This is a genomic window from Spirosoma arboris (assembly GCF_009754945.1).
Taxonomy (GTDB): domain Bacteria; phylum Bacteroidota; class Bacteroidia; order Cytophagales; family Spirosomataceae; genus Spirosoma; species Spirosoma arboris.
The window spans coordinates 203,083-228,633 of sequence record NZ_WPIN01000002.1; the positions used below are offsets into that span (position 1 = coordinate 203,083).

Below are 25,551 nucleotides of genomic sequence, written 5' to 3' on the forward strand. Positions count from 1 at the left end.
CAACATGCTACGTTGGATTACTTGTCTGTGGCTGATTAGTGCGATCAACGCACAAGCCCAAAACACAACCGTGTGGAAAACCCATGCCATCGACAATTCGCTGTTGGGTGCCGATGGTGTTCGGTTTGCGGATGCCAATGGCGATCACTTGCCCGACATTGCTACGGGTTGGGAGCAAAGCGGACTCGTGCGTGTTTATCTTAATCCAGGCAAAAAACAAGTTGGCAAAAAATGGCCCTACGTAACAGTTGGCCGCGCTTCTGACGTAGAAGACGCCGTGATCGTGGATCTGGATGGCGACGGAGCCAAAGACGTAATCAGTTGTTCGGAAGGTAGAACGATGCAGGTACAGGTTCACTGGGCGCCAAGTCCCGGAAAGAACTATACCGACTCGACGCTATGGAAAACCGAGATTTTCCCGGTCGCAAAAGGTGCCTTTCAGTGGATGTTTGCGGAGCCAGTTCAGGTGGATGGGCAAAACGGTGTCGATTTAATCGTGGGGGGCAAAAACCATAACCCTCAATCCTACATTGGCTGGCTCAAAGCACCAGCCAATCCCCGCAATCTGGCGGCCTGGCAGTGGTTTCCACTCGCTAAGGTTGGCTGGGTGATGTCAATTCGGCTGGCGGATATCAACGGCGATCATCTCTCTGACATTGTCTATTCCGACCGCAAAGGAGATCACCAGGGGTGTTACTGGCTCGAAAATCCGGGAACGGCTAAAAGTACTGGCCCCTGGGCAAGTCATCTCATTGGCGAGGCCGGTCATGAAGTGATGTTTCTGGACCTGGCCGATCTGGACAAGGACGGAAAACAGGATGTAGTGGTAGCGACCAAAGACGACAAGATTCACTTTATCCTCAAACTAAGTGCCGACGGCCTACACTGGGAAACGCATAAAATTTCGTATCCGGATCATATTGGCCGGGGCAAAGCCGTCACAGTGGCCGATATCGATGGAGATAATCGGAACGATCTCGTGATTTCGTGTGAAGGCGCTGGTGAGGATCGGTCCGGTATTGTTTACCTGCGCTATCGGAATTCAGTCTTTGATGCCGACTGGCAGCGTAATGAAATCAGTGGTCCCATCGGGATCAAATACGATCTGATTCCGGCCCTCGACATCGACAACGATGGAGATTTGGATGTCTTCTCGACAGAAGAAAATAACAATTCAGAGGGTGGAAAACCAGGATTGGGCCTGATCTGGTATGAGAACCCACGCTCCTCAACATCACTAACCCGTTCAAAACCTTAACCTAATGCAATTGACTCGAACCGCAATCTGTAAAAGCCTTCTGATTCTGTTGATTTTCGGCAGTGCAGTCAGTGTTTTTGCCCAATCAAAATCAGCGAAGAAACCCAACGTCATTATCATTATGGCCGATGATCTGGACAGTCGGCAGTTGAGTTGCTATGGCGGGCAAAACCTTCAAACCAGGAACATCGACGCACTGGCGACTGAGGGGCTGAAGTTCAACCAGATTTATACATCCGAAGCCATGTGCGTGCCAACGCGGGCATCCCTATTTACGGGCCTGTACCCAGTACGGCACGGGTCATTCCAGAATCACAAACCCGTTTATGATAACTTGAAGAGTGTCGGACATTACCTGGCAGATCAGGGGTATCGTGTTGGATTGACGGGTAAAGACCACGTTACCAAGCCCAAAACCGTTTTCCCGTTTGAGATCGTGAAAGGCTTCGAGCCAAATTGTGTGGCACCGACCGACGACTATGAACTTGACGATGTGAAGAAGTACATCACTCGTGATTCTCAGCCCTATTGCCTGTTTGTCATGAGCATCAATCCGCATGCCCCTTGGACGGTTGGCGACACGACCGAATTTGACGCAGACAAACTCATTCTTCCCAAAAACTGGGTCGATACGAAGATAACCCGACGTCAGTTTGTCAAGTATCTGGCGGAGGTTCGGCGGCTGGATAATCAGGTGGGCGACATTACTCGACTCCTGAAAGAAACTGGTCAGGACAAAAACACCATCGTTGTGTTTCTAGGCGAGCAGGGTGCCCAGTTTCCGGGAGCCAAATGGAACCTGTGGGACGTCGGGCAGAAGAGTTCGATGCTGGTTAAATGGTCCGGCAGCGTTAAGCCCGGCACCCAAACCGACGCGCTGGTTCAATACGAAGACATCACCCCGACGCTCATTGACATCGCAGGTGGCAAGCCCATTGCCGGACTGGATGGTAAAACGTTTCTACCGGTGTTGCTGGGCAAAAGCACGAAAGCACGGGAATACGCCTATGGCATTCACAACAATATTCCCGAGGGCAACCCCTACCCGATCCGCAGCATTCGCGACACTCGCTATAAACTCATTCTGAATCTGACGCCAGACAAAGACTATTACAACCGGTTCATGATGAACCCTGAACAGAAAGACCGCAATTCGGTCTGGTTTTCTTGGGCCAATCAGGCTACCAGCGACCCGAACGCCAAACGAATCACCGAGCGGTTTGTCAAACGACCGGCCATTGAATTCTACGATACACAGGCTGATCCATGGGAGTTCAACAACCTGGCCACCAATCCAGCCTATCAGGATCGTATTAAACAATACCAACAAAAACTGGACGATTGGATGAAGCAGCAGGGTGATACCGGAGCCGCGCTGGATATCATTTACGCCAAAAAGAAGGAGTAACCATGCAAAACCGGGCTAGACTCAACGCATTACTGCTGGCACTCCTCCTGATCGGGACAACCGGTTTCGGGCAATCGGTGAAGACCAAACCCAACATCGTCTTTATCATGGCCGATGACCTGGGCTATACCGATCTGGGCTGCTATGGCAATCCGTACATCCGAACGCCCAACATTGATAAACTGGCGAAAGGAGGATTACGGTTTACCCAGGCATATTCGGCCTGTCCGGTTTGCTCGCCATCAAGGGCTGCCATTTTAACGGGGAAGCACCCGGCCCGGCTGCATCTGACCAATTTTATTGCGGGTGATCGGAAAGATGCTAACTCGCCGATTCTTCCTGCAAAATGGACCAAGTACCTGCCCTCTTCGGAGACGACGCTGGCCGAAATCGTGCAGCGTCACGGCTATCAGACGGGTATGGTTGGGAAGTGGCACTTGGGTAATGGTAGTGCGGATTCAACCGCTCCGGCAGCGCAGGGATTTGGCTATGACCGGGTGATTGCCAAAAATGGACTGGATTATTACAACTATACGATTACGGCAAAAGGCAAAACAGTATTTGAGGACAAAGGGACTAACTACCTAACCGACAAGCTGACCGACTACGCCGTTGAGTTTATCGACCAGAACAAAAGTCGTCCGTTCTTTCTCTATCTCACCTATTCCGCGCCCCATGTCATGCTGATTCCGAGGGCGGACAAGCTGAAATATTACTATGATCAGTACGCCAAATCGAAAGGCAAGTATAATCCCAACTATGCCGCCATGATCGAGAGCATGGACGATGGAGTCGGGCGCGTAGTTGAGCAACTGGCGAAGCACAATCTACTCGATAATACGATTCTGGTTTTTACTTCCGACAATGGCGGCTTGGGTTTGCCAGAACTCGGACCGACGCCCACCAATCTGGAACCGCTACGAGCCTGGAAAGGCCATGTTTATGAAGGCGGCATCCGAATTCCGCTGATTGTCTGGTGGAAAGGACAGATTCAGGAACAGACCGAAACGAAAAACTACATCACCGGAACTGACTTCCTGCCGACGTTTCTGGACGCGCTAAACATCCGTGACCAACCGGCCAGCCCCGACGGAAAGAGTTTTTATTCAGTACTAAAATCGCCCGAACAACCCAAAGATCGCGGACCCATTTTCTGGCATTATCCTCATTTCAGCAATCAGGAAGGGCGACCAGCCGGAGCTGTTCGGTGGGGAGATTACAAACTGGTGGAGTTATACGAATCGGGCAAGCTCGAACTGTATAATCTGACCGAAGACATATCAGAGCACAACGATCTCTCGGCAAGTCTCCCGGAAAAGACAAAGGAACTGGCCGATCTGCTGAAAAAATGGCGCTCGGAAGTAAAAGCCAATATGCCGGAGACTAATCCAGATTATAAAAAACTATAAACCAAGCCGATGCCAGTCAGAACCTAGCTTTTTTACGCAACCTCATTCAATGGCTCGACCCCAGAAAAAGACCCACTCTCCGATAACTATGAACCGAATTATTCTTAGTCTGGCCCTATCGGCGCTCGCTCTCAGCGCGTCGGTTGCTCAGCAAAAATCACGAACATCGGCAAAAGCAACTGCCGATAAACCCAATATTATCCTGGTCATGGTAGATGACCTAGGCTACTCCGATTTTGGCGCATACGGCTCGGAAATCAACACCCCAACCATCGACAAGCTAGCCAGTGAAGGGCTGCGGCTACGGGAGTTTTACAACAATTCCATCTGCGCTCCCACGCGGGCGTCGCTCATTACGGGGCAGTATCACCACAAAGCAGGTGTTGGTTATTTCAACGTCAATCTGGGTTTACCCGCTTATCAGGGCTGGCTGAACAAAGAATCGCTGACGTTTGGTGAGGTACTGAAACAGGCAGGCTATCGTACGTACCTGTCGGGTAAATGGCACGTCGGAAATGATAGTTTATACTGGCCTAATCAGCGGGGTTTCGATCGATTTTATGGGTTCATCAATGGGGCCAGTAATTACTACGACATCAGTCCATACAAAGAAAAAGCGCCCCCCGTTGAGCTAGTCGAGAACAACAAACGCATAAATCTGGAGCCGGGCAAATACCTGACCGATGAGATTACCAATCACGCCATCTCGTACATCAACGAATCGAAAACCGCTCCCTTCTTTCTGTATCTGGCTTACAATGCCCCCCACTGGCCCTTGCAGGCACCAGTCGAAGACATTGCCAAATACAAAGATCGTTACGCCATTGGTTGGGACTCGCTTCGGAAAGAGCGGCTGGCGAAACAAATCAAACTCGGTATTGCCGATCCTAAACAAGCCATTGCGGCCCATGATCCAGAAGTGGTACCCTGGGCAAGTCTGACTTACGATGAACAGCAACTTTGGCAACGAAAAATGGAAGTCTACGCAGCGATGGTCGATCATGTAGACCAGAGTCTGGCGCGCATTCTGACTGAACTTAAACGACTTAAGGTAGATGACAATACGCTCATCGTGCTGATTTCCGACAACGGAGCACAAGGTGGTTTGATCCCAACGGGACGGAAACGCCCGCGTAGTTCGGGGCCAATCGGGTCGGCGGGTTCGTACGATTATCAGGAGCAAAACTGGGCCTACGTATCGAATACGCCATTCCGTAACTACAAAGCCACGCCTTACGAGGGCGGCATCAGTGCCCCGTTTATCGCCTGGTATCCAAAGAAAATCAAAGCGAGTAGCATCGAGAAAGGCACCGCTCACCTGATCGATCTGGCCCCCACGTTTTATGATCTGGCCGGAGCGAAATACCCCGAAACCTTCAACGGCGTGAAAACCAATCCGCTACCGGGCGTAAGTCTGACAAACCTGCTGTTTCAGGGAACGGCGCTGCCAGCCGACCGACCTATTTTCTGGGAACGGGCGGGGAATCGGGCTGTTCGAAAAGGCAAGTGGAAAATCGTATCGATCTTCCCGCAGAACAAATGGCAACTGTTTGACCTCGAAACCGACCGGGGCGAAACCACCGATCTAGCCATCCAGCACACCGACATTGTCAAAGACCTAAACGCCGAGTATGAAGCCTGGGCCAAACGCACCGACGTAGAACCCTACGAAAAACTCCGTCCAGTGAGTCAGGGCGTACCCGGCGGCAATGCTGGCGCTAACCAGAACCGAGCCGCTTCTCGCGTCGAATAACCACCGTTTGACTAAAACAGACCATGAAAAACATTCTCATACAAAAATATCTATTGGCGATTGCGGCTCTCTGCGTTCTAAGCACGCTGGGATTCGCCCAAAGTCCCAAACCCGCTACGGACCGTCGGGATGCCACACCACCAAACATCATTCTGATTATGGTGGACGATATGGGCTATTCCGACCTGGGTTCGTACGGCTCCGAAATTCAAACCCCTAATCTGGATCGACTAGCCAATGAAGGACTGAGACTGAAAGAGTTCTACAACAACTCAATTTGTGCGCCTACGAGGGCGTCACTCATTACGGGACAATATCCGCACAAGGCTGGCGTGGGTTATTTCAATGTCAATCTGGGCTTACCTGCCTATCAGGGATACTTGAACAAACAGTCGCTGACCTTTGGTGAGGTACTGAAACAGGCAGGGTATAGCACGCTACTTTCCGGGAAATGGCACGTAGGAAATGATAGTCTGTACTGGCCCAAGCAGCGTGGCTTCGACCGTTTTTACGGGATTCTGGGTGGTGCTTCCAACTACTTCGACGCTGGTCCTTTACCCATTGGGAGGCCTTCACCAGTAACCGTTCTGGAAGATAATAAACGACAACACCCTAAACCCAACTCCTTTTATTTCACCGATGAGGTAACCAATCATGCTGTGACGTTTCTGGATGAGCAGAATAAAGAGAACAAGCCTTTCTTCCTCTACCTGGCCTACACCGCTCCCCACTGGCCGTTACAGGCATTGCCGGAAGACATTGCCAAATACAAAGGAAAATACGATACAGGCTGGGACGCATTGCGCAAGGAACGGCTGACTCGTCAGGTCAAGCTCGGCATCATAACCCAGAAGTTAGCCGACGCAGCCGCAGCCCGCGATGCCGATGTACCTGAATGGGATGCGCTAACCTACGAGGAAAAAGGCCTCTGGAAAGCCAAAATGGAAGTATATGCCGCTATGCTCGACCGCGCCGATCAGGGAATCGGTAAAGTGCTGGACAAGTTGAAAGAACTCCAGAAAGACAAGAATACACTCATTGTTTTTATTTCAGACAATGGTGCTCCCGCCGAGGACGTAGCCCATTGGGGACCCAAAGCGGGTCGCAATACGGGGCCAGTTGGTACGGCAGGTTCGTTTGAATCGCAGGGCAAAAACTGGTCGTATCTGTCGAATACACCGTTTCGTTCCTTTAAGTCGTTTGCCTACGAGGGTGGTATTCGTACGCCGTTCATTGCCTGGTTTCCGGGCAAAATTAAAGCGGGCACACTAGCTCGTGGTACTGGCCACCTCATCGATTTAGCACCTACGTTTTATGATCTCGCCAAAGCGTCTTATCCGGCTTCTTATCAAGGAACGGCGATCAATGCGCTGCCCGGAAAAAGCCTGACTAATCTGCTGTTCAACAACCAGGAACTAGATGCTCAGCGACCACTTTTCTGGGAGTGGGCGGGCAACCGCGCCGTCCGCCGGGGCAAGTGGAAGCTGGTATCGATCTACCCAAGCTATCAGTGGGAGTTATACGATCTGGAAAGTGACGCCGGTGAAACGCAGAACGTAGCCGCCCGGAACTCCAATCTAGTCGATGACTTATCGGCGCTGTATTTCAACTGGGCCAAACAAACCGACGTCGTGGATTACGACAAAATAAAGCCAAAAGAACCACTTCTACCCACACCTAAAAAGCCGTCAGTCGGAAACCGAAATTTTTAAGCTTGTTCACCGGTAAGCACCAATGAAGGGCGAGAGCAGTCAAGTTTTATCTCTTTTTTAGTCCCTCTCCTGAAAACCAGGAGAGGGGTTGGGGTGAGGTGAACTGCCAGAATTTGTCCGATTACCCTCACCCCCTGCCCCTCTCCCAAAACGGGAGAGGGGAGTAAAGCGAAAATAAATTCAGAACACCCCCACCTAGAAAGAGGCTCCTGGGGTCATCCTCTCTAACCAAAACTGTTATGAAAAAGCTGTTTTTTTGTAGTTTGGCACTATTTCTACTCTTAACCGATAGAATTAATGCGCAACCTATTACCCTTGAACGATTTGCTAATAATCCAATAATCTCTGCCAGTCAACTCCCGAAACTGGAGGGTGATGACCTTAACGGGCCATCGCTGATCAAAGTCCCCGACTGGCTCCCCAATAAACTGGGTAAGTATTATCTGTACTTCGCCCACCACAAAGGCAAATACATCCGGCTAGCCTACGCCAATGATTTACATGGACCCTGGAAAATTTACAAACCCGGCACGCTGCAAATCACCGATTGCCGGTGCAACGATGCGCCATTTCCAGCTACCGAAAGCATCCGACACGACGGGGCCGAAAATGCAGGCGATGGTGTTACGCACGTAGCGTCTCCTGATATACATATCGACGACCGCCAGAAGCAACTGATTCTTTATTTCCATTGTCCGTTGGAGCACAAAGGCCAGAAAGGACAATACACACTAAGGGCGACAACTAAAGACGGTATCCATTTTAAGGCCGACACTGCCGTACTGGGCGAATCGTATTTCCGGGTTTTTCAGTGGCATAATACCTATTACGCCATCGGTCGGTCGAGTTCAATTTATCGCTCCAAGGATGGGAAAACTGAATTTGAGAAAGGCCCGAATCCGTTCGCGAAAATCCAGAAACCAAACTCGCTCCGTCATTCGGCGGTCAAGGTAGTGGGCGATACGCTATGGGTATTTTATAGCCGCGTCGGCGATACACCAGAGCGGATACTACTCACGAAAATCAAACTAACCGACGATTGGACCAGCTGGACACCAACCCCTCCCCAAGAAGTAGCCGCCCCCGAAACCGATTACGAAGGTGGTAACTTACCCCTGACGACCTCGAAAATCGGCTTATTCTATGGCAAGGTTCGGGAGTTGAGAGACCCCTATGTTTTTGAGGAAAACCAGAAGTGGTATTTGCTGTATTCAGCCGCGGGCGAAAACTCCATCGCCATCGGTCAATTGCATTTTGGCAAACAGCCAACACCCGTCAGCCCTTCGCGAAGCAAGTAATTATGGCACTCTCACGACGACGTTTTCTTAAAACAGCGAGTATCGCCACTACTCTGCCGACTGGCCCCGGCTTGGGCTATACGCTGAATTATACCATCATAAACAAGCATAGTTAAATCTATTGCGTATGAAATCCTGCAACAATCCAATCGCAATCCCCTTATTTCTGACAGCCGTCAGCGCCCTGTTCGTTGGCCTTAATTTGCCTCAAAAGCAGAATCTACCAACCGTTACTCGTCAGCAAGACCCTAATCGGCCGAATATCGTGGTGATTCTGGCCGACGATCTGGGTTACGGCGACATTTCTGCCAATGGGAAGAACTTCGTACAAACGCCCAATATTGATGCGCTGGCCAAATCAGGGGCGCTTTGCACCAATGGTTATGCCAACGCACCGTTTTGTTCGCCTTCCCGTGCGGCCATCCTGACGGGTCGGTATCAGCACCGATTTGGCTTTGAATTTTTGTATCCAGCCACGGCGAAACGGGATTCGGTCGCGGGATTGCCTTTCGAAGAAATAACGCTGGCGGAGCAACTAAAAAAGCAGGGATATGCTACCGCCATGTTCGGCAAGTGGCACATTGGTAATCGTAAGAACAACACCCCTACAGATCGGGGTTTCGATCAGTATTATGGTACACTGGGCGGCCACACCATGTATAAAGACAGTTCGGATGCTGATGTCGAAAACTCCCCGCAACGCTGGTGGCCCGGTTCCGCGACCTCTTTTCACCGCGATGATTACTCTGCCATTTTTGATGGCAAAAAAGAAGTAACCGAGAAGGAATACACAACGGATGTTTTTAGCCGAAAGGCCAGCGAGTTTATCGATCAGCACAAAACGAGCCCATTCTTTTTGTACGTTCCCTTCAACGCGGTGCACTTCCCTTTTCAGGCTACGAAGAATTATACGGATCGGTTCAAAGGCGAGAAAGACAAAAACAAACGAATCTATTACGGCATGATTGCCGCCCTGGACGATGCCGTCGGAAGCATTGTTCAAAAGCTGAAAGCAACTGGTCTCGATAAGAATACCCTGATCGTTTTTACGAGCGACAATGGCGGAGCGGGTTTTCTCAAAGCACCTTATAATGGGCCGTTATCGGGCGTAAAAGGATTGTTGTTCGAGGGAGGCATTCGGGTTCCATACATCGTTTCGTGGGCGGGAAAAATTCCGGCGGGAACTGTGTATACCCAACCCGTTGCCGGTATGGATATCTACACCACAGCCGTAGCTGCCTCCCACGGAACCCTTGCAAAAGATCGCCCGTACGACGGTGTTGATCTGCTTCCTTATCTGAGTGGAAAAACAAAATCAGCTCCTCATCAAACGCTATTCTGGCGATTTGGCAAAAATAAAGCCGTTCGGCAAGGAGACTGGAAACTGTTCTACTATGGTCAGGAAGACAAATATTCTCTCTTCAACCTGGAAAAAGACATTGCCGAGCGTCAGGATGTATCGGCGTCAAATTCGGCTAAAGTTGCCGAGTTAAAGCAGGCATTGGCCACCTGGGAAAAGGGAACTCTCCCACCCGCCTGGGCCGATGGTGGCCTTCCCAAATTTAAACCCGGCAAAGAAGGCAACGGCCAATACCGCGTTGGTCCCGACGGAAACCTGTTTTACATCTACTGATTAGCAAGCAAATGAATCGTAACGCTTTTTTTATAGTAGGGTTATTTTGGACTTGCCAGCTACTGGCGACAACCAGTCTATGGGCACAATCAAAGTCGCCAACCTCGCCAGCGAAACCAAACATTGTGCTGATCATTGCCGATGACCTGGGCTGGAGAGATGTTGGCTTTATGGGTAGCACGTTTTACGAAACGCCCAATCTGGATCGGCTGGCGGCACAGGGAATGAAATTCACTACTGCCTATACCGCAGCGGCCAACTGTGCACCAAGCCGGGCCTGCCTGTTTTCGGGTCAGTACTCCCCCCGACACGGGATTTATACGGTTGCCAATGCGGATCGGGGCGATACTAAAACCCGCAAACTGATTCCTGTAAAAAATAATGAGGTGTTGCCCGATAGTGTGTATACACTGGCAGAAGCCCTGCGTGACGCCGGTTATCAAACAGCGAGCATCGGCAAGTGGCATCTGGGCAAAAGTCCAACCACTCAGGGCTTTACCTACAATCGGGCTGGCGATGAGCGGGGTATGAATAAGCATTTCAGTCCGTATGGTATTCCAGCGCTACCAGACGGCCCTCCCGGCGAATACCTGACGGACCGGCTGACGAGTGAGGCACTAACCTTCCTGGATCAGGCGAAGGCAAAACCATTCTTTCTATATCTGCCCTATTACGCTGTCCATACACCCTTACAAGCACCCGATTCGCTGGTAAAGAAATACGAGCGAAAACCGAAATCGCCGGGGCAAGGTCATGCTACGTATGCGGCCATGATCGAATCGCTGGACAGCAACGTAGGGCGGGTTCTGAAGAAACTGGAGGCTTTGGGACTGGATCAAAATACCATTGTGATTTTCACATCGGACCATGGTGGTATCCGCTCCATTTCCCGGCAAGACCCGATTCGGGCTGGAAAAGGGTCGTACTATGAAGGTGGCGTTCGGGTACCACTGGTTGTTCGCTGGCCGGGTACCGTAGCGGCAGGAAGCACGTCGCAAACGCCTGTCATCAATCTGGATTATTATCCAACTTTTCTGGACATTCTGAAACGGCCAAAGCCGAGCCAGCCGCTGGATGGCATCAGTATCCTGCCGCTATTGACCGGAAAGTCGGTGGCTGAGCGCCCTTTTTTCTGGCACTTCCCGATCTATCTGGAAGCCTATGATCAACAAACAGACAACGGGCGCGATCCTCTATTCCGCACCCGACCCGGCTCGACCATCCGGCTGGGCGACTGGAAATTGCACGAGTATTTCGAAGATAACGCGCTTGAGCTTTACAACCTTAAAACTGATCTGAGTGAACAGCACAACGTAGCTTCAGAGAATCCGGCTGTCGTCAAAAAACTACACACTCTTTTAGGGGATTGGCGCGCTAAGCAGTCAGCTTTTATCCCAACAGAGCGGAATCCGGCTTATGTCGCTCCGTAACAGTGTCACTACTTTTTTGTCATCCCGACAAAGGAGGGATCTTAATGTCTCTTGGCATTCTAGTAAGGACGCGTCAAGATCCCTCCTGCGTCGGGATGACAAAAAAAACGCCCATAACACATTGGTAACAAAACATTTAACCAACTATTACGACTCGCGCTAGCCCTATGAAACTAGATATGCTCGTTTTTTCGGCTCACCCCGATGACGCCGAAGTGGCCTGTGGTGGCACAGTGCTACACTATCGTGCGCTGGGTCGAAAAATCGGGTTTGTCGATCTGACCTGCGGAGAACTGAGCACCCGAGGCACTCCCGAAATTCGGCTAAGAGAAGCAACTGAAGCGGCTCAATTGCTAGGACTGAGTACTCGTCTTAACCTGCATTTTGCGGATGGATTCTTTAAGAATGATGAATGCCACCAGCGCAAAGTCATTCAGGTTATCCGCCAATATCAGCCCGATGTGGTGCTTGTCAATGCGCCCTCAGATCGCCACCCCGACCATATACGGGCAGCTAAACTAGTCGTGGATGCCTGTCATTATGCCGGTTTCGCCAAGCTGGAAACGTACGATGGAAAGCAAACCAGGCAACAAAACTGGCGGCCCAAAGCCATCTATCATTACATACAGGATTGGTGGCTAAAACCTGATTTTGTGGTGGATGTATCAGGCCATTTTGAGCAAAAGCTCCAGGCGGCCAAAGCCTACCGAAGTCAATTTTATGACTCTGAAAGTCTCGAACCTGTCACGGCTATTTCCGACCCTAGTTTCTTCAGTCGTGTCGAGTCACGAGCCGTTGAGTTTGGCCGCATGATTGGCACAAGGTACGGGGAAGGCTTTCTGAAAACCAGCATGATCGATACAAATGTCTTTTTCGACTTTCGCTGAATTTGGGCCATTCACTCTCTCATTTAATCTGTAAGAAACCATGATATCCTCTGTCAATTTTGTCGCCCTCAGTAGCCTGGTGAGCTTACTAACTCTCAGTCAACTAACTGCACAAACACCTGATTACCTGACGGGTAAGTATTTGTACAGCACCGTCGAAAAATTTGTGAGCCTAGGCGAACACCGCACGGGTACCGAAACCGACCGCAATACATCGGCCTGGTTAGGCAACGAACTCAGACAGGCAGGTTATGCCGTCAAGTACCTCGAATTTCCGGTTAAGCAGTTCTTTTTTGACAAAGGGAGCCTGTCGACGGGTGCCAAAGCGATCAATATATTTCCATTGTGGTACGTCAACGATAAAATTCCGCTTCAGGTTGACGCGCCAATCGTTGACAGCCGAACGAGTAGTCAACCATCTGATTTTTCAGGCAAGATTGTCCTGACGCGCCTTTCAGGACAAATCGGTCATAACGCGATTTTTAAGCCATTGATTGACGGAGGTGCCAAAGCGATTGTGGCCATTACCGAAAACCCATCGGGCGAGATTGTGGCCATCAATACGTCGTACAGCACCGAGCCTTGGCCCATTCCCATTGTGCTGGTGGCTCCTAAAGATAGCGCCAATGTGTTGGCTGCGGTTACGGCCCATAAAACCGCTTCGCTGGCAATCAAGGGTACTTTTCGCGACGTAATCGCGCGTAACATCTACGGAAAAATCGGCAATGGACCGAAGACAATCGTGGTTTCAACACCGATTAGTGGGTGGTTTACGTGCGGAGGAGAGCGCGGTCCCGGTATTGCGGCTTGGCTGGCTCTGGCAAAATGGACAAGTGAGGCCAAACTACCGTATACCTTTTTGTTTACGGCCAATTCGGGGCATGAACTGGCCAATCTGGGCGCTCGTCAATTCCTGGAAACGATTGCTCCCAAGCCTGCCGATACTCAGTTGTGGGTCCATCTGGGCGCGGGAATCGCCACCCGAAAATGGGCTAAAACAGAGGCCGGTTACGCACCGACCAATCAGGTAGATGCCAACCGACAGATTGTCTACAGCCCTACTGTAAAAGACAGTTTCGAACAGGTGTTCCAGGCCATCGACGGGCGGAAAGCCGTGACCGACAAGGGAGTTGGCGAACTGATCGAAGTCGTCAAAAAAGGCTATCCAAATTTTCTGGCCATTGCAGGCGCGCATTTCCTGTTTCACGCGCCAACAGACGACGCCAAAGCTACTTCACCTGAATTACTCGAAGAAATCACCCTCGCCCTGAAACACTTCATCGAGCAAGAAACCCGACGCTAATCCACTAAAACACAAACTATTAAACACCACATCGCACTCCTACATTACTCCCCTCTCCCGTTTTGGGAGAGGGGTCGGGGGTGAGGGTAAATCAATACAACAATTATCCATTATAAACCAATACAATCCATGAAAAAGCAACTTGCATTCATCTTTGTCCTGTTGGGCTTCGCTACATTAGCCATTGCTCAAACTGAAAAATCAGAAGACGTTATCTCCGTCGATCAGTTTACCGCGAAATTAAAAGCACAGGCAACTCCTCAATTGATTGACGCTCGAAGTGCCGAAGAATTTGCCCTTAACCACATTCCGAACGCCGTCAATTTCAACCTGCAAACCGAAGGATATGAAACACTTGTAAAGGGAATCAGTAAATCGAAACCCGTATTCATCTACTCCATTGCCAACGGGCGTAGCGTTGCCCTGGCCAAAGATTTACGGAGCAAGGGATTCAACGAGGTCTATGTACTCGACAGCGGTATCGGTGCCTGGACGGGAGCGGGGAACCCTTTGTTCACAACCGCAAAAAAAGGGCTGACATTAGATGAATATAACTCCATTCTGACCAGTAACAAACTCGTTCTGGTTGACATTGGCTCCAAATACTGCGGTTCCTGCAAAAAAGTAAAACCCATTCTGGAGACTCTTCGTAAGGAACACGGAGATGCCCTAAAAATTGTTGAAATAGAGCTGGAAGAAAGCCCTGCGCTGATTGCCTCGCTCAAAACCGTATCAGCTTTCCCATACCTTATCCTCTACAAACAGGGCGAAATTGTACTGAAACGCCCTGGCTTAACCGAGCTAAAAACTGAACTCGATACCAAGTTGGTAGCTTCGAAATAGGGGCTGATGCTGTTTATTTTTCTTCTAGTGGAAAACTAGGCTAATTTTTGTCATTTCGACCGGAGGGAGAAATCTCAACTACCCTATGAGTCAAGCTTGAGATTTCTCCCTCCGGTCGAAATGACAAAAATCCACTCAGTTTTAATGGAATATGAAAAAACTATCTTTTTTACTAATTCCCCTGCTGGCTATCGCTGGCGGTTCTGTTGCCCAACAGCGCGGTTCGACAAGGCCAAACATTGTGCTTATTGTAGCCGATGATCTGGGTTACGGAGACGTGGGTTTCAACGGGCAAAAACTGATCAAAACGCCAAACATTGACCGATTGGCAGCCCAGGGAGTTCGGTTCAATCAGTTTTATGCCGGAACAACGGTTTGCGCCCCTTCTCGGTCAGCTTTACTAACGGGGAAACACACGGGACATACGTACATCCGGGGAAATAAAGGGGTTGATCCTGAAGGGCAGGAACCCATTGCCGATTCGGTTGTAACGCTGGCGGAAGTACTGAAAAAAGCCGGGTATACCACGGGAGCGTTTGGCAAATGGGGATTAGGTCCGGTAGGGTCTGAAGGCGATCCCAACAACCAGGGGTTCGATCAATTTTATGGCTACAATTGCCAAAGTCTGGCCCACCGCTATTACCCAGATCATCTATGGAAAAACGGCAATCGGGTTGTTTTGCCTGAAAATAAGAATCTTGCTCATAATCAGACCTATGCCCCCGATTTGATTCAAAAGCAGGCCTTGAATTTTATTGAAGTCCAGAGCATGAACAAGCCATTTTTCCTCTTCCTTCCCTATATCCTGCCCCACGCCGAGCTACTCGTTCCCGACGACAGTCTATTCCGGTATTACAAAGGCAAATTTCCCGAAACACCGTTTAAAGGAGCTGATTATGGGGTCAGTGCAACAACGGGCGGCTATACGTCACAAGCTTATCCACATGCTACGTTTGCCGCGATGGTTGCCCGACTAGATGCCTACGTTGGACAGGTGCTGGCTGCCCTCAAGGCCAAGGGTCTTGACGAAAATACACTGGTTATTTTTACGAGTGATAACGGGCCACACATAGAAGGCGGAGCAGACCCAACGTTTTTTGCCAGTAGTGGCGGCTTTCGTGGCGTCAAGCGCGACCTGTATGAAGGTGGTATTCGGGTCCCGTTCATTGCCCGCTGGTCGGGAAAAATCAAACCCAATACCCAAAGCAACTACATCGGAGCATTTTGGGATTTGCTTCCTACGTTCGCCGAATTAGCGGGTGTAAAGCCAACAACAACCGGCGACGGTTTTTCCATAGTACCGAGCTTACTCCGTAAAGGAAATCAAAAAGCACACGACTATTTATATTGGGAGTTCCACGAAGGTGGAGGCAAACAGGCGGTGCGTCAGGGCAATTGGAAAGCCGTTCGACTGAACGCCAATAAACCGGATGCATCAACGCTGGAACTCTACGATTTGGCAAAAGATCCGGGGGAGAAACAGGATATTTCCATATCATTTCCGGCCAAAGCGAATGAATTGGATCGCCTAATGAAGCAGTCGCACGTTCCATCAATTCTCTTTCCGTTTGGTGAGCTGTAAGGTGTATTATCTGTCTACCCTGAAAATGGCAACTACACTTTTTGTGATGTCAGATGCTTACATCTGACACGTTAGGTTTCTCAAAACCTATCGGCACAAAAAGTAGGTTTTAAGAAACCTAACGTGTCGGTTATTAGTAACCAACACCACGTAAATATAATCTTCTGTTTCTCTAAAGTATGCTAAAGTATCTTTTCGTTTCCCTCTGCCTTGGTAGTCAAATCGTGTCTCCCCTGAACGCAGTCGCTCAACAGGGAATTGCTAACCAGAAACCGAATATTATCTTTTTACTCACCGATGATCACCGCTGGGATGCCATGGGGGCTATGGGCAATTCAATCATCCAGACGCCAAATCTCGATGCTTTAGCGGGAAAGGGCGTTTTATTCAAAAACGCCTATGTCACAACGGCGATTTGCTGCGTGAGCCGGGCCAGTCTGCTGAGTGGTCAGTATATGTCGCGGCACAAGATCACTGATTTCGATACGCCGTTTAGTCAGGCGGCTCTGGCGAAAACATACCCGCTGCTTCTTAAAAAAGCTGGCTACAAAATTGGCTTTATCGGCAAGTACGGCGTGGGCACTAAAAACCAGCCGAGCGCCGAATACGATTATTGGTCCTGCACCAAAAAAAGTCAGCCCGATTATGAGGTGCCTGATGCTCAGGGCAAATTCATTCATGACACCGATACGATTAGCCACGACATTCAGAAGTTTCTGGGGCAATTTTCCAGCCGAGGGCCGTTTTGCCTGTCCGTCAGTTTTAAAGCGCCCCACGAACTGGATGGCGATCCACCAACCTACATCGTGCAACCACAGTTTAAAGACCTGTATAGTACTATTAACATTCCGCAACCGCTCACCGCTGATCCAAAATACTGGAATAGTTTCCCGGATTTTTTCAGAACGGATCAGAACATTGCCCGGGTACGCTGGAAGCCGTTGTTCTCAACCCCAGAATTACATGCTGAAACCGTACGAAATTATTACCGATTGATTACAGGCGTCGATGAGGCCGTTGGCAAACTGGTGGCTCAGTTAAAACAGTTGGGGCTGGACCAGAATACGGTTATTGTCTTTATGGGCGACAACGGATTTTACCTCGGCGAACACGGCCTGGAAGGCAAATGGTATGGCCACGAAGAATCCATTCGGGTACCGCTGATCGTTTATGATCCCCGGTTACCTGCGACATTACGCGGTACAAAATCCACGCAAATCGCCCTCAATATCGACGTAGCACCAACCCTTTTATCACTGGCCAATGTACCGATTCCAGCCGACATGCAGGGAATTAACTTACTCAGTAGCCTCACTCAAAAAACACCAGCACGAACCGATTTCTTTTACGAACACACTTTTCTGGGTAGCCCCCGACTGCCGAAAGTAGAAGGCGTGGTGAGTTCGAACTGGAAGTACATGAACTTCATCGAGCACGGCTATGAAGAACTTTACGACACCGCCCATGACCCACATGAGACAACAAATCTGGCGCAGAATACCCGGTTTTCAACGAAATTAGAGACCATGCGCAAGCGGTATAAAACACTGAAACAGACGGCTCAATAACCTATGAAACAACGAGCTGTTCTACGTCTGCTTCTGGCCAGTGTGTTCATTACTACGTCAGTATGGGCACAACCATCTGCTTCTCCCAAGGCAGTCAAACGGCCGAACATTATCCTGATTATGACAGATGATCAGGGCTATGGCGATTTGGGATTTTATGGCAACCCACACCTCAAAACCCCAAACATCGACGCGTTTGCAACCCAGAGTACCCGATTGGCCAATTACCATACATCGCCGGTTTGTAGTCCAACGCGAGCCAGTTTGCTGACGGGTCGGTACCACCAGCGAACGGGTGTGCATGATACCTACAACGGTGGCTCCATTATGGCGACCGAAGAGGTAACGCTGGCCGAAATTCTGGCGCAGCATGGGTATCAGACTGGCATTGTTGGCAAATGGCATCTGGGCGACAATTATCCCTACCGGGCATCGGAGCAGGGATTTGCATTCTCATTCGTTGGGCACGGTGGGGGTATTGGCCAGCCCGGCGATCATGCGGATAACTTCTTCCGGCCAGACAGCAGTTATTTCAACTCGACACTTTATAAGAACAATGTTCCGGTAAAGTCTAGTGGCTACTGTACTGATGTATTCACCGATGCCGCGCTGGATTTCCTAAAAACCAGCCAGCAAAAGTCGGGAGACGCGGCTCGGCCTTTTTTCCTGTACGTTGCTTATAACGCACCGCACGATCCGTTACAGGTACCCAAAAAATATTATGACCAGTACAAAGACCTGGCCTTCAATACCCCTTTCGACACGAAGCCCGGTACAGACTGGGCAGCCATGACCGAAAAGGATAAAGAGGATGCCCGTCGGGCTTACGCCATGATTACCAATATCGACGATAACGTGGGCCGAATTCTGGCGCAGGTCAAAGCCCTAAATCTGGAAGAAAACACCATTGTGATTTTCACGACCGATAACGGCAATCAGCAGGTACGGTTCAATACGGGATTAAAAGGTCGCAAAGGAACTGTGTATGAAGGAGGTACACGCACACCGCATTTCATTCGGGGTAACGGAATTTTCCCAGTCGACAAAGACATCAACACCCGCCTGACCCATATCGATATCCTGCCAACCTTACTGGAAGCCGTACACATTCCTCTGCCGGGCAATTTGCGGCTTGATGGTCAATCGGCGCTTCCGTTTATTCAGGGTCGGCAAGTTGAGCGAAAGGGAGTTTTCTACAATGCCTGGAACCGGGGCTGGCCCGAACCCTATCGAAATGCGGCTCTGTACAAGAATGATTACAAGCTTGTTGCCGTTAATGCCGATGCACAAAAACCTGAAAGTTTTGAGTTGTATAACCTCAAAACGGACCCTTACGAACGCACGAATCTGATCTCGACTAACCCAGCAATTGCCCAGGAGTTGAAAACTGAACTTGACAAGGTCTATAAGGACATTGCGGCCAGCCCCAATCTGGTCACCCGGCGAATCAGTCTGGGTACGACTCACGAAAACTCGACTGTATTGACCCGTCAGGATTGGTCTGGTCTGGTGAGTAACTGGATTGCCGAGACGGGTTTGGCTTACTGGGCCGTTCGGGTAGAAACGGATGGGTGTTATGATTTCACGATTCAGAATCGGGCCATCAAGAAAGGGAGTCGGGTAGTTGTGCGAGTCGGACAAACCCAGCGCAGCCTACAAACGGATCAGGACAATAGTACCAAGGAAACGATTAGTCAGGTTTACCTGAAGCGGGGTGACTACAACCTGGAATCGTGGCTGGAAACGGATAAAGGCACGTTGGGGCCTTTTTATGTAGACGTGAAAAAGCGGTAGATGTATGAAAAAGGTTATTCCTATACTCGTTTGCGTTCTGATGGCGGTATGTGTTTTCGCCCAAAAGCCAAAAACGCCACCCAATATCATCCTGATTCTGGCCGATGATCTGGGTTGGCATGAATTAGGCAGCTACGGAAATCGTTTTAACGAAACGCCCAACCTGGATCGGCTGGCGGCTGGTGGAATGCGGTTTACACAGGCATACGCCACCGCGCCCGTCTGCACCCCTACGCGCATTGCGCTCATGACCGGTCAGCATCCGGCGCGGGTTGGCATCACCGATTATCTGGATGCTAAAGACGAAAAGTTTCTGTCTCCAGACTACGTAACGCTTAATGAACAGCTTAAGAAAGCGGGTTACCATTCCGGCCTGATTGGCAAATGGCACCTCACGGGCGATTATACGAAGAAAAAAGGCGAACCAGCTAAGCACGGCTGGGACGAGGTGATCTGCTCCGAAACGGGCTACATTGCTGGTGGCGATTACGTTCATCCGTACTTTTTCATGCCCGATGTCCAGGCCAGAACCAAAGGCGAGTACCTGACCGACCGGCTAAATCAGGAAGCGGTTGACTTCATCAAGCGCAATCAGAAAAGTCCATTTTTCCTGTATCTGTCGCATTACGCGGTCCATACGACATTGGCGGGTAAGCCGGAAGACGTCGCGAAATATCGACAAAAGGCTGGTGCTGGTATGAAACAAAATAACCCCGAACTGGCCGCCATGCTGGAACGTGTTGATGATGGCGTTGGTCAACTAATCGCGACATTAACTGAATTGGGTCTGAAGGATAACACGTTGATTCTATTTACATCTGACAATGGTGGTGAGCTAAACGTAACGTCGAACGCCCCACTCCGAGGTGGAAAATCGGAGTTGTTTGAAGGCGGCATTCGGGAACCCTTCATCGCATATTGGCCGGGAGTCATACCGCCAGGGAAAGTCTCGACGCAAGTGGTTAATACGCTGGACATCTACCCCACTTTACTGGAACTTGCCTCGGTCAAACCGGCTCCTGATCAACAGCTTGATGGTATCAGCATCGCATCCGTACTGAAAGGCCGAGCGAAGCCAATTCTCAGAACGCTCTACTGGAATTATCCGCTTGCGAAGCCCCATTTTCTGGGTGGTCGCTCTGCCGGGGCCATCCGAAACGGAGATATTAAGCTGATCGAATACTTCGACACGGGCCAGATTCAGCTCTTCAACCTGGCTGACGATCCGGGTGAGCAGACCGATTTATCCGATAAACTACCAACTCAACGAACCCAATTGCTTACTCAATTACGGGAATGGCGCCAAAAGACGGCCCGCGATTTCCCAACAGCCATGAATTCTCTCAAACCATGAAAAAAATACTCATCCTTAGTGCCTTCCTAAGCGGGCTCTTCTTCATCGGTGCCACACCGCCAAAAAAATCAACAACTCCCAAAGCCGCCCAAAAACCAAATATCGTCCTCATCATGGCCGACGATATGGGTTACTCAGATCTGGGCTGTTACGGCTCTGAAATTCCAACACCTAACCTGGATAAGCTCGCCAGTCAGGGTGTCCGGTTCACTCAGTTTTATAATTCGGCTCGCTGCTGCCCTACACGGGCTTCGCTGATGACGGGTCTGTTTCCACACCAGGCGGGCATTGGCCACATGACCAAAGAACCGAGCAATCGAATCGACTATGATTATGGCGTTTACGGCTACCGGGGTGAAATCAATCGTAACTGCGTTACGTTGGCGGAAGTACTAAAACCGGCAGGTTATCATACCTATATGGCCGGAAAGTGGCATTTGGGGTCAGGTATACCCGATCTGCGCCCACGCCAGCGGGGCTTTGATCGCTACTACGGCTTATTGGCTGGTGCCAGTAGCTATTTAGATCCCATCCAGCCGCGCGGTATCTGGCAGGATAATGAACCTCTTGACAAAGTAGAACAGCCGTTTTACACGACGGATGCCTTTACCGATCATGCCATTACGTTCCTGAACGAGCAAAAAGACCAGCAGCCGTTTTTCCTGTATCTGGCGTTTACATCCCCACACTGGCCGTTGCATGCGCTCAATCAGGATATTGAACGCTTCCGAGGAAAATACCGGCAGGGCTGGGACGCGCTTCGGGAACAACGGTTCCGGAAGCAGGTCAAAGAAGGTATTGCTCCCGAAAAATGGGGCATTTCTGCCCGCCCGGAAATCTATCCGGCCTGGGCTGAACAGGACACCGCCAAACAACAGGAGATGGATTACCGGATGGCCGTCTACGCTGCCCAGATTTCACGCATGGATCAGAACATTGGTAAGCTGGTTGATTACCTCAAAAAGACTGGCAAATTAGACAATACGCTACTGGTCTTCCTGTCCGACAATGGTGCCTGTCAGGAAGGCGGTGTTTTGGGTGGAGGGGCGTTGACGGACATCAACGATCCGGCCAAAGGCGGTGCTATATCGTACGGGGGCGTCTGGGCGAATGCGTCCAATACGCCATTCAAAGGATTTAAGCACGTTTCGTATGAAGGTGGCATTGCTACGCCCCTGATCATCCATTACCCTGCAGGCACAGCAGGTCAGAAGGGCCGTATTACGTCGACACCGGGTTACCTGATCGACATTATGCCCACCTTTCTGGAGGCAAGTGGAGCAACGTATCCGACAGAAGCGAAAGGGCAGAAAATTCAACCGATTGAAGGTAAAAGTTTGCTTCCTGTACTCACGAAAGGGACGCGCCAGCCGCACGAGTATATGTATTGGGAGCACGAAAACCACCGCGCCATCCGGTTTGGCAACTGGAAAGCCGTCGGGTCCATTGGTGCCCCCTGGGAATTATACAATCTGGAAACCGACCGAACCGAACAGCACAATCGCGCAACGGAACACCCCGATCTGGTTAAAAAGCTCGATCAGCAGTGGAACACCTGGGCTAACTCGCACCATGTTTTCCCCAAAGGGACAATGAAAACGGACTTTTCGAAAGAGTGGAATTTCTTCAAGACGGCTGATTAATTCGTTATGGTTCAAACTCTGTCATAACATCAAAAGGTGCCAGTACACTCAAAGGAAAGTTACTCTATTTTGTTGAGGCTGTTTAAATTTTTTGTGAGCACTACCTGCTTGTGTATGCCACCCGATTACTGAAGGATGTTCCTGGTTTACAATTAGTCGGGACTGCTCACGAGAAAACAAGTATGTTGTCGTTTACGTTGCAAGGGCACACCAACTGGTTAGATAACCAATGGACACGCCCAGACTAGAGCTAACATAGTAAGTTCGTTCACAATAGCGCTTTGCTGAATAATTTCTGATTCAATCAGTTCTCTCATTTTTCTCATTTTATAGTACCCTAAATTCAAAGACGAATGTTCGCTAAAATTGCAGCCTTTGGTTTGATCACCTATTTAGCTTGCCCACTTGTGCAGGCGCAATCCCTCAATACCCTGTCGGCCCAGGAAAAGAAAGAAGGCTGGAAATTGCTCTTTGATGGGCAAGATCTAAAAGGCTGGCATCGATACAATGGAAAAGGTGTTCCCGCAACCTGGAAAGTAGAACAGGGAGTTCTGCATCTGGATGTTCCTCAAACAGCTACAACACCACGTGATGCAGGTGATTTAGTGACCGATGCGTCAATTTTAGGTGATTTTGAGTTTAAAGCAGAGTTCAAAATAGAAAAGTATACCAATAGCGGATTCTTTTTCTTTGTGCAGGAAGAAGCGCAGAACAAAAAAATTTATGATACCGGTCTTGAGGTTCAGGTGGGAGATGATGCACTCTATCAAAAAGAGTCGGCCCATCCGCACAGCTCCGGCGATCTGTTTGGCATAGCCGACGTTCGGATGCAGGAGCCAAAGCCGCTCGGAAGTTGGAATCAGCTAGCGGTGAGCCTAAAAAAGAATAAACTGATTGTCAGCATAAACGGCTTCACCGTTCAGGAGCACGACCTGACCAGTGCCGACTGGAAACAGCGTATGGCAGCCAGTAAGCTCAAAGACGCCCCAGTCGGAAAAGGAAAGTTCAGTGGGCGAATTGGTTTACAGGACTGGAATACCAACGTCTGGTTCCGAAACATCAAACTGCGCCCGCTCTGATAGTTTCAGCAATGGTTCATTAAAAATAAAACACCTGACAGTCAGCTAACTATCAGGTGTATCTTAACCTAACCTATGAGAAATGTTGGCGCCAATGTGTACTTACTGCACAAGCCATCAGCTATGCAACAAAGGTAGACTACGAGCTCATATTCATTTGAGCGAAGAAACACCGATTTTCAGTGCCTTGATCTTAATAGGCAAAAGTCCGCACTTTAGTACGTAGAACTACGCATTGACAATTATTTTTTTGAGCACAACAACTTAACATTCAATAAGTTGCCTCATCAATATAGGCATTGAGGGATGTTGCGATACTATACCAGTTGTCGTATTTTAGTCGCGCTTTCCGATTATGTCCATTCCAATAAACAGCTTGTACTTCCTCACTTTTACTCTCTTTTTTCCATGAGTGATTCTATTTTCAATGAAAATGCAGGACGCTTTCTGAGTACGAAAGAAAACCTGTCCATGAAAGAAGCCTACCGTGCTAGTAAGTTAGCCTGTGGCCATAAAGAAAACGACTATACGCGCTCGGAATTTTTCGGTCTTAACCGAATAACCGAGTTGCTCAAGCAACCGGGCTGTGTGGGTATTCGTGTCCACTACGCCAATCGCTGGGAGGATGAAGACGGCAAACCTACCGAGCCAGGAAGAGGCAAGCTTAATTCCCGCGCTTTACTAACGGGTGTAGATTCGAGCGGTAGAGACTTGCTCGCTTACGCGGGACATGGCGGATTAAAAGATGACGCAGGAGATGGTAATAATAGTGGGGCCGTAGGCGATGGATATACTTGCCCACAACATTGTGGAAATAGTAATTAGATTATGTGGGATCGGCTACTAGAATTGTGGGTAAAATATCCTATTGATTTATTTTCTCATTTGAGTAGTGGCCTTCCTATTATAATAGGTGTAATTATCTGGAAAAGCTTAGATAAAAGCGCTCTTTGCATATGGCTATTCTTTGTTTTTTGTTTTATCAAAGACACGTATGCGCTTTGGCATGCCTTATACGCACTTAATACATTTTACATTCAAAATTTAGAAACTGTTTTCCAAACGGTTTTAATAGGCCTAGTTTATTATTATTGTTTTGATAAGCCATTATCTAAGCAAATTACGATTGGCTTAATTATAGTATGCCTTGGCATCATTTTTTATTCGTATGATGCTACAAGAGTCTCCACTAGAGCCTTATCAACATTTCGATTACTATCAATCGGTTTATCATTAGCGTATTTCAACAAAATTTTAGTTGATATGCGTGTTAATAATGTATTACTGCATACAATGTTTTGGTTTAGTGCGGGGCTACTTCTTTATGCATCCGGCACGTTTTTTATTATGCTTTTCAGTGAATATTGGTATAAAGACATCAATAAAGTCCCTGCTGAAGTATTTGATAAATATTGGAATGCAACTCAGATATTATTTATTCTATTCTGCCTGTTTTCTGCTTATGGACTTTGGGTTAGTAAATACGATCAGGAAAGTTTGATCTAGTTTGACTATTCATTTGTGGAGGTCATAGTATTCAAAATAAAAATAATACCTACTTAATAGTTGCCGCTTACTCAATCATATACCTAACCCA

The 25,551-nt window shown here is 49.3% G+C and carries 19 protein-coding genes; all 19 read left to right on the forward strand.

Features of this window, described 5'->3' with window-relative positions; all coding sequences use genetic code 11:
• Window positions 1-4: 4 nt before the first annotated feature.
• The 19 genes from GO755_RS04730 to GO755_RS04820 all read left to right on the forward strand — a co-directional run bounded on the left by GO755_RS04730 (window position 5) and on the right by GO755_RS04820 (window position 25,460).
• Window positions 5-1,258 (forward strand): FG-GAP repeat domain-containing protein, encoded by a 1,254-nt coding sequence (locus GO755_RS04730; RefSeq protein WP_198174757.1) that lies wholly within the window; start codon window positions 5-7, stop codon window positions 1,256-1,258.
• A gap of 4 nt (window positions 1,259-1,262) precedes the next feature.
• Window positions 1,263-2,666: a sulfatase family protein gene (locus tag GO755_RS04735; RefSeq protein WP_157583596.1), complete on the forward strand. Its 1,404-nt coding sequence runs from the start codon at window positions 1,263-1,265 to the stop codon at window positions 2,664-2,666.
• A 2-nt stretch (window positions 2,667-2,668) separates the two neighbouring features.
• Window positions 2,669-4,075, forward strand: coding sequence for a sulfatase (locus tag GO755_RS04740; RefSeq protein ID WP_157583598.1), 1,407 nt, complete (start codon window positions 2,669-2,671; stop codon window positions 4,073-4,075).
• 88 nt (window positions 4,076-4,163) lie between these two features.
• On the forward strand, window positions 4,164-5,828 hold the full coding sequence (locus tag GO755_RS04745; RefSeq protein WP_157583600.1) for an arylsulfatase: 1,665 nt from the start codon (window positions 4,164-4,166) through the stop codon (window positions 5,826-5,828).
• Between the two features lie 23 nt (window positions 5,829-5,851).
• Entirely contained in the window at window positions 5,852-7,540 is a 1,689-nt protein-coding gene (locus tag GO755_RS04750; RefSeq protein WP_157583602.1) for an arylsulfatase, read from the forward strand.
• Between the two features lie 239 nt (window positions 7,541-7,779).
• Window positions 7,780-8,838, forward strand: coding sequence for a glycoside hydrolase family protein (locus tag GO755_RS04755; RefSeq protein WP_198174758.1), 1,059 nt, complete (start codon window positions 7,780-7,782; stop codon window positions 8,836-8,838).
• A gap of 127 nt (window positions 8,839-8,965) precedes the next feature.
• On the forward strand, window positions 8,966-10,471 hold the full coding sequence (locus tag GO755_RS04760) for a sulfatase (protein WP_157583604.1): 1,506 nt from the start codon (window positions 8,966-8,968) through the stop codon (window positions 10,469-10,471).
• Between the two features lie 11 nt (window positions 10,472-10,482).
• The gene (locus tag GO755_RS04765) at window positions 10,483-11,901 is read left to right on the forward strand and encodes a sulfatase (protein ID WP_157583606.1); all 1,419 of its coding nucleotides are present in this window, start codon (window positions 10,483-10,485) and stop codon (window positions 11,899-11,901) included.
• A 167-nt stretch (window positions 11,902-12,068) separates the two neighbouring features.
• Complete coding sequence (gene bshB1, locus GO755_RS04770; protein ID WP_157583608.1) at window positions 12,069-12,788, forward strand: bacillithiol biosynthesis deacetylase BshB1; 720 nt, start codon at window positions 12,069-12,071, stop codon at window positions 12,786-12,788.
• A 40-nt stretch (window positions 12,789-12,828) separates the two neighbouring features.
• On the forward strand, window positions 12,829-14,091 hold the full coding sequence (locus GO755_RS04775; protein WP_157583610.1) for a hypothetical protein: 1,263 nt from the start codon (window positions 12,829-12,831) through the stop codon (window positions 14,089-14,091).
• A gap of 129 nt (window positions 14,092-14,220) precedes the next feature.
• Complete coding sequence (locus tag GO755_RS04780) at window positions 14,221-14,934, forward strand: rhodanese-like domain-containing protein (protein ID WP_157583612.1); 714 nt, start codon at window positions 14,221-14,223, stop codon at window positions 14,932-14,934.
• Between the two features lie 151 nt (window positions 14,935-15,085).
• Complete coding sequence (locus GO755_RS04785) at window positions 15,086-16,516, forward strand: arylsulfatase (RefSeq protein WP_157583613.1); 1,431 nt, start codon at window positions 15,086-15,088, stop codon at window positions 16,514-16,516.
• Window positions 16,517-16,695: 179 nt separating this feature from the next.
• Entirely contained in the window at window positions 16,696-18,084 is a 1,389-nt protein-coding gene (locus tag GO755_RS04790; protein ID WP_157583614.1) for a sulfatase family protein, read from the forward strand.
• A gap of 3 nt (window positions 18,085-18,087) precedes the next feature.
• Window positions 18,088-19,878 (forward strand): arylsulfatase, encoded by a 1,791-nt coding sequence (locus tag GO755_RS04795; protein WP_157583615.1) that lies wholly within the window; start codon window positions 18,088-18,090, stop codon window positions 19,876-19,878.
• Between the two features lie 4 nt (window positions 19,879-19,882).
• On the forward strand, window positions 19,883-21,232 hold the full coding sequence (locus tag GO755_RS04800) for a sulfatase (protein WP_157583616.1): 1,350 nt from the start codon (window positions 19,883-19,885) through the stop codon (window positions 21,230-21,232).
• The gene (locus GO755_RS04805; RefSeq protein WP_157583617.1) at window positions 21,229-22,875 is read left to right on the forward strand and encodes an arylsulfatase; all 1,647 of its coding nucleotides are present in this window, start codon (window positions 21,229-21,231) and stop codon (window positions 22,873-22,875) included. The genes GO755_RS04800 and GO755_RS04805 overlap by 4 nt, the downstream gene beginning before the upstream one ends.
• A 353-nt stretch (window positions 22,876-23,228) precedes the next feature.
• On the forward strand, window positions 23,229-23,954 hold the full coding sequence (locus tag GO755_RS04810; protein WP_157583618.1) for a 3-keto-disaccharide hydrolase: 726 nt from the start codon (window positions 23,229-23,231) through the stop codon (window positions 23,952-23,954).
• A gap of 408 nt (window positions 23,955-24,362) precedes the next feature.
• Complete coding sequence (locus GO755_RS04815; protein WP_157583619.1) at window positions 24,363-24,779, forward strand: hypothetical protein; 417 nt, start codon at window positions 24,363-24,365, stop codon at window positions 24,777-24,779.
• Window positions 24,780-24,782: 3 nt separating this feature from the next.
• Window positions 24,783-25,460 (forward strand): hypothetical protein, encoded by a 678-nt coding sequence (locus GO755_RS04820; protein ID WP_157583620.1) that lies wholly within the window; start codon window positions 24,783-24,785, stop codon window positions 25,458-25,460.
• Window positions 25,461-25,551: the final 91 nt, after the last annotated feature.

What these genes read in the sequence shown, in the direction of transcription:
- GO755_RS04765 (WP_157583606.1), top strand. Translation starts at nt 10,483, where the DNA reads ATGAATCGTAACGCTTTTTTTATAGTAGGGTTATTTTGGACTTGCCAG.
- GO755_RS04795 (WP_157583615.1), top strand. Translation starts at nt 18,088, where the DNA reads ATGAAACAACGAGCTGTTCTACGTCTGCTTCTGGCCAGTGTGTTCATT.
- GO755_RS04815 (WP_157583619.1), top strand. Translation starts at nt 24,363, where the DNA reads ATGAGTGATTCTATTTTCAATGAAAATGCAGGACGCTTTCTGAGTACG.
- GO755_RS04780 (WP_157583612.1), top strand. Translation starts at nt 14,221, where the DNA reads ATGAAAAAGCAACTTGCATTCATCTTTGTCCTGTTGGGCTTCGCTACA.
- GO755_RS04740 (WP_157583598.1), top strand. Translation starts at nt 2,669, where the DNA reads ATGCAAAACCGGGCTAGACTCAACGCATTACTGCTGGCACTCCTCCTG.
- GO755_RS04735 (WP_157583596.1), top strand. Translation starts at nt 1,263, where the DNA reads ATGCAATTGACTCGAACCGCAATCTGTAAAAGCCTTCTGATTCTGTTG.
- GO755_RS04760 (WP_157583604.1), top strand. Translation starts at nt 8,966, where the DNA reads ATGAAATCCTGCAACAATCCAATCGCAATCCCCTTATTTCTGACAGCC.
- GO755_RS04775 (WP_157583610.1), top strand. Translation starts at nt 12,829, where the DNA reads ATGATATCCTCTGTCAATTTTGTCGCCCTCAGTAGCCTGGTGAGCTTA.
- GO755_RS04785 (WP_157583613.1), top strand. Translation starts at nt 15,086, where the DNA reads ATGAAAAAACTATCTTTTTTACTAATTCCCCTGCTGGCTATCGCTGGC.
- bshB1 (WP_157583608.1), top strand. Translation starts at nt 12,069, where the DNA reads ATGAAACTAGATATGCTCGTTTTTTCGGCTCACCCCGATGACGCCGAA.
- GO755_RS04810 (WP_157583618.1), top strand. Translation starts at nt 23,229, where the DNA reads ATGTTCGCTAAAATTGCAGCCTTTGGTTTGATCACCTATTTAGCTTGC.
- GO755_RS04805 (WP_157583617.1), top strand. Translation starts at nt 21,229, where the DNA reads ATGAAAAAAATACTCATCCTTAGTGCCTTCCTAAGCGGGCTCTTCTTC.
- GO755_RS04750 (WP_157583602.1), top strand. Translation starts at nt 5,852, where the DNA reads ATGAAAAACATTCTCATACAAAAATATCTATTGGCGATTGCGGCTCTC.
- GO755_RS04730 (WP_198174757.1), top strand. Translation starts at nt 5, where the DNA reads ATGCTACGTTGGATTACTTGTCTGTGGCTGATTAGTGCGATCAACGCA.
- GO755_RS04820 (WP_157583620.1), top strand. Translation starts at nt 24,783, where the DNA reads ATGTGGGATCGGCTACTAGAATTGTGGGTAAAATATCCTATTGATTTA.
- GO755_RS04745 (WP_157583600.1), top strand. Translation starts at nt 4,164, where the DNA reads ATGAACCGAATTATTCTTAGTCTGGCCCTATCGGCGCTCGCTCTCAGC.
- GO755_RS04755 (WP_198174758.1), top strand. Translation starts at nt 7,780, where the DNA reads ATGAAAAAGCTGTTTTTTTGTAGTTTGGCACTATTTCTACTCTTAACC.
- GO755_RS04790 (WP_157583614.1), top strand. Translation starts at nt 16,696, where the DNA reads ATGCTAAAGTATCTTTTCGTTTCCCTCTGCCTTGGTAGTCAAATCGTG.
- GO755_RS04800 (WP_157583616.1), top strand. Translation starts at nt 19,883, where the DNA reads ATGAAAAAGGTTATTCCTATACTCGTTTGCGTTCTGATGGCGGTATGT.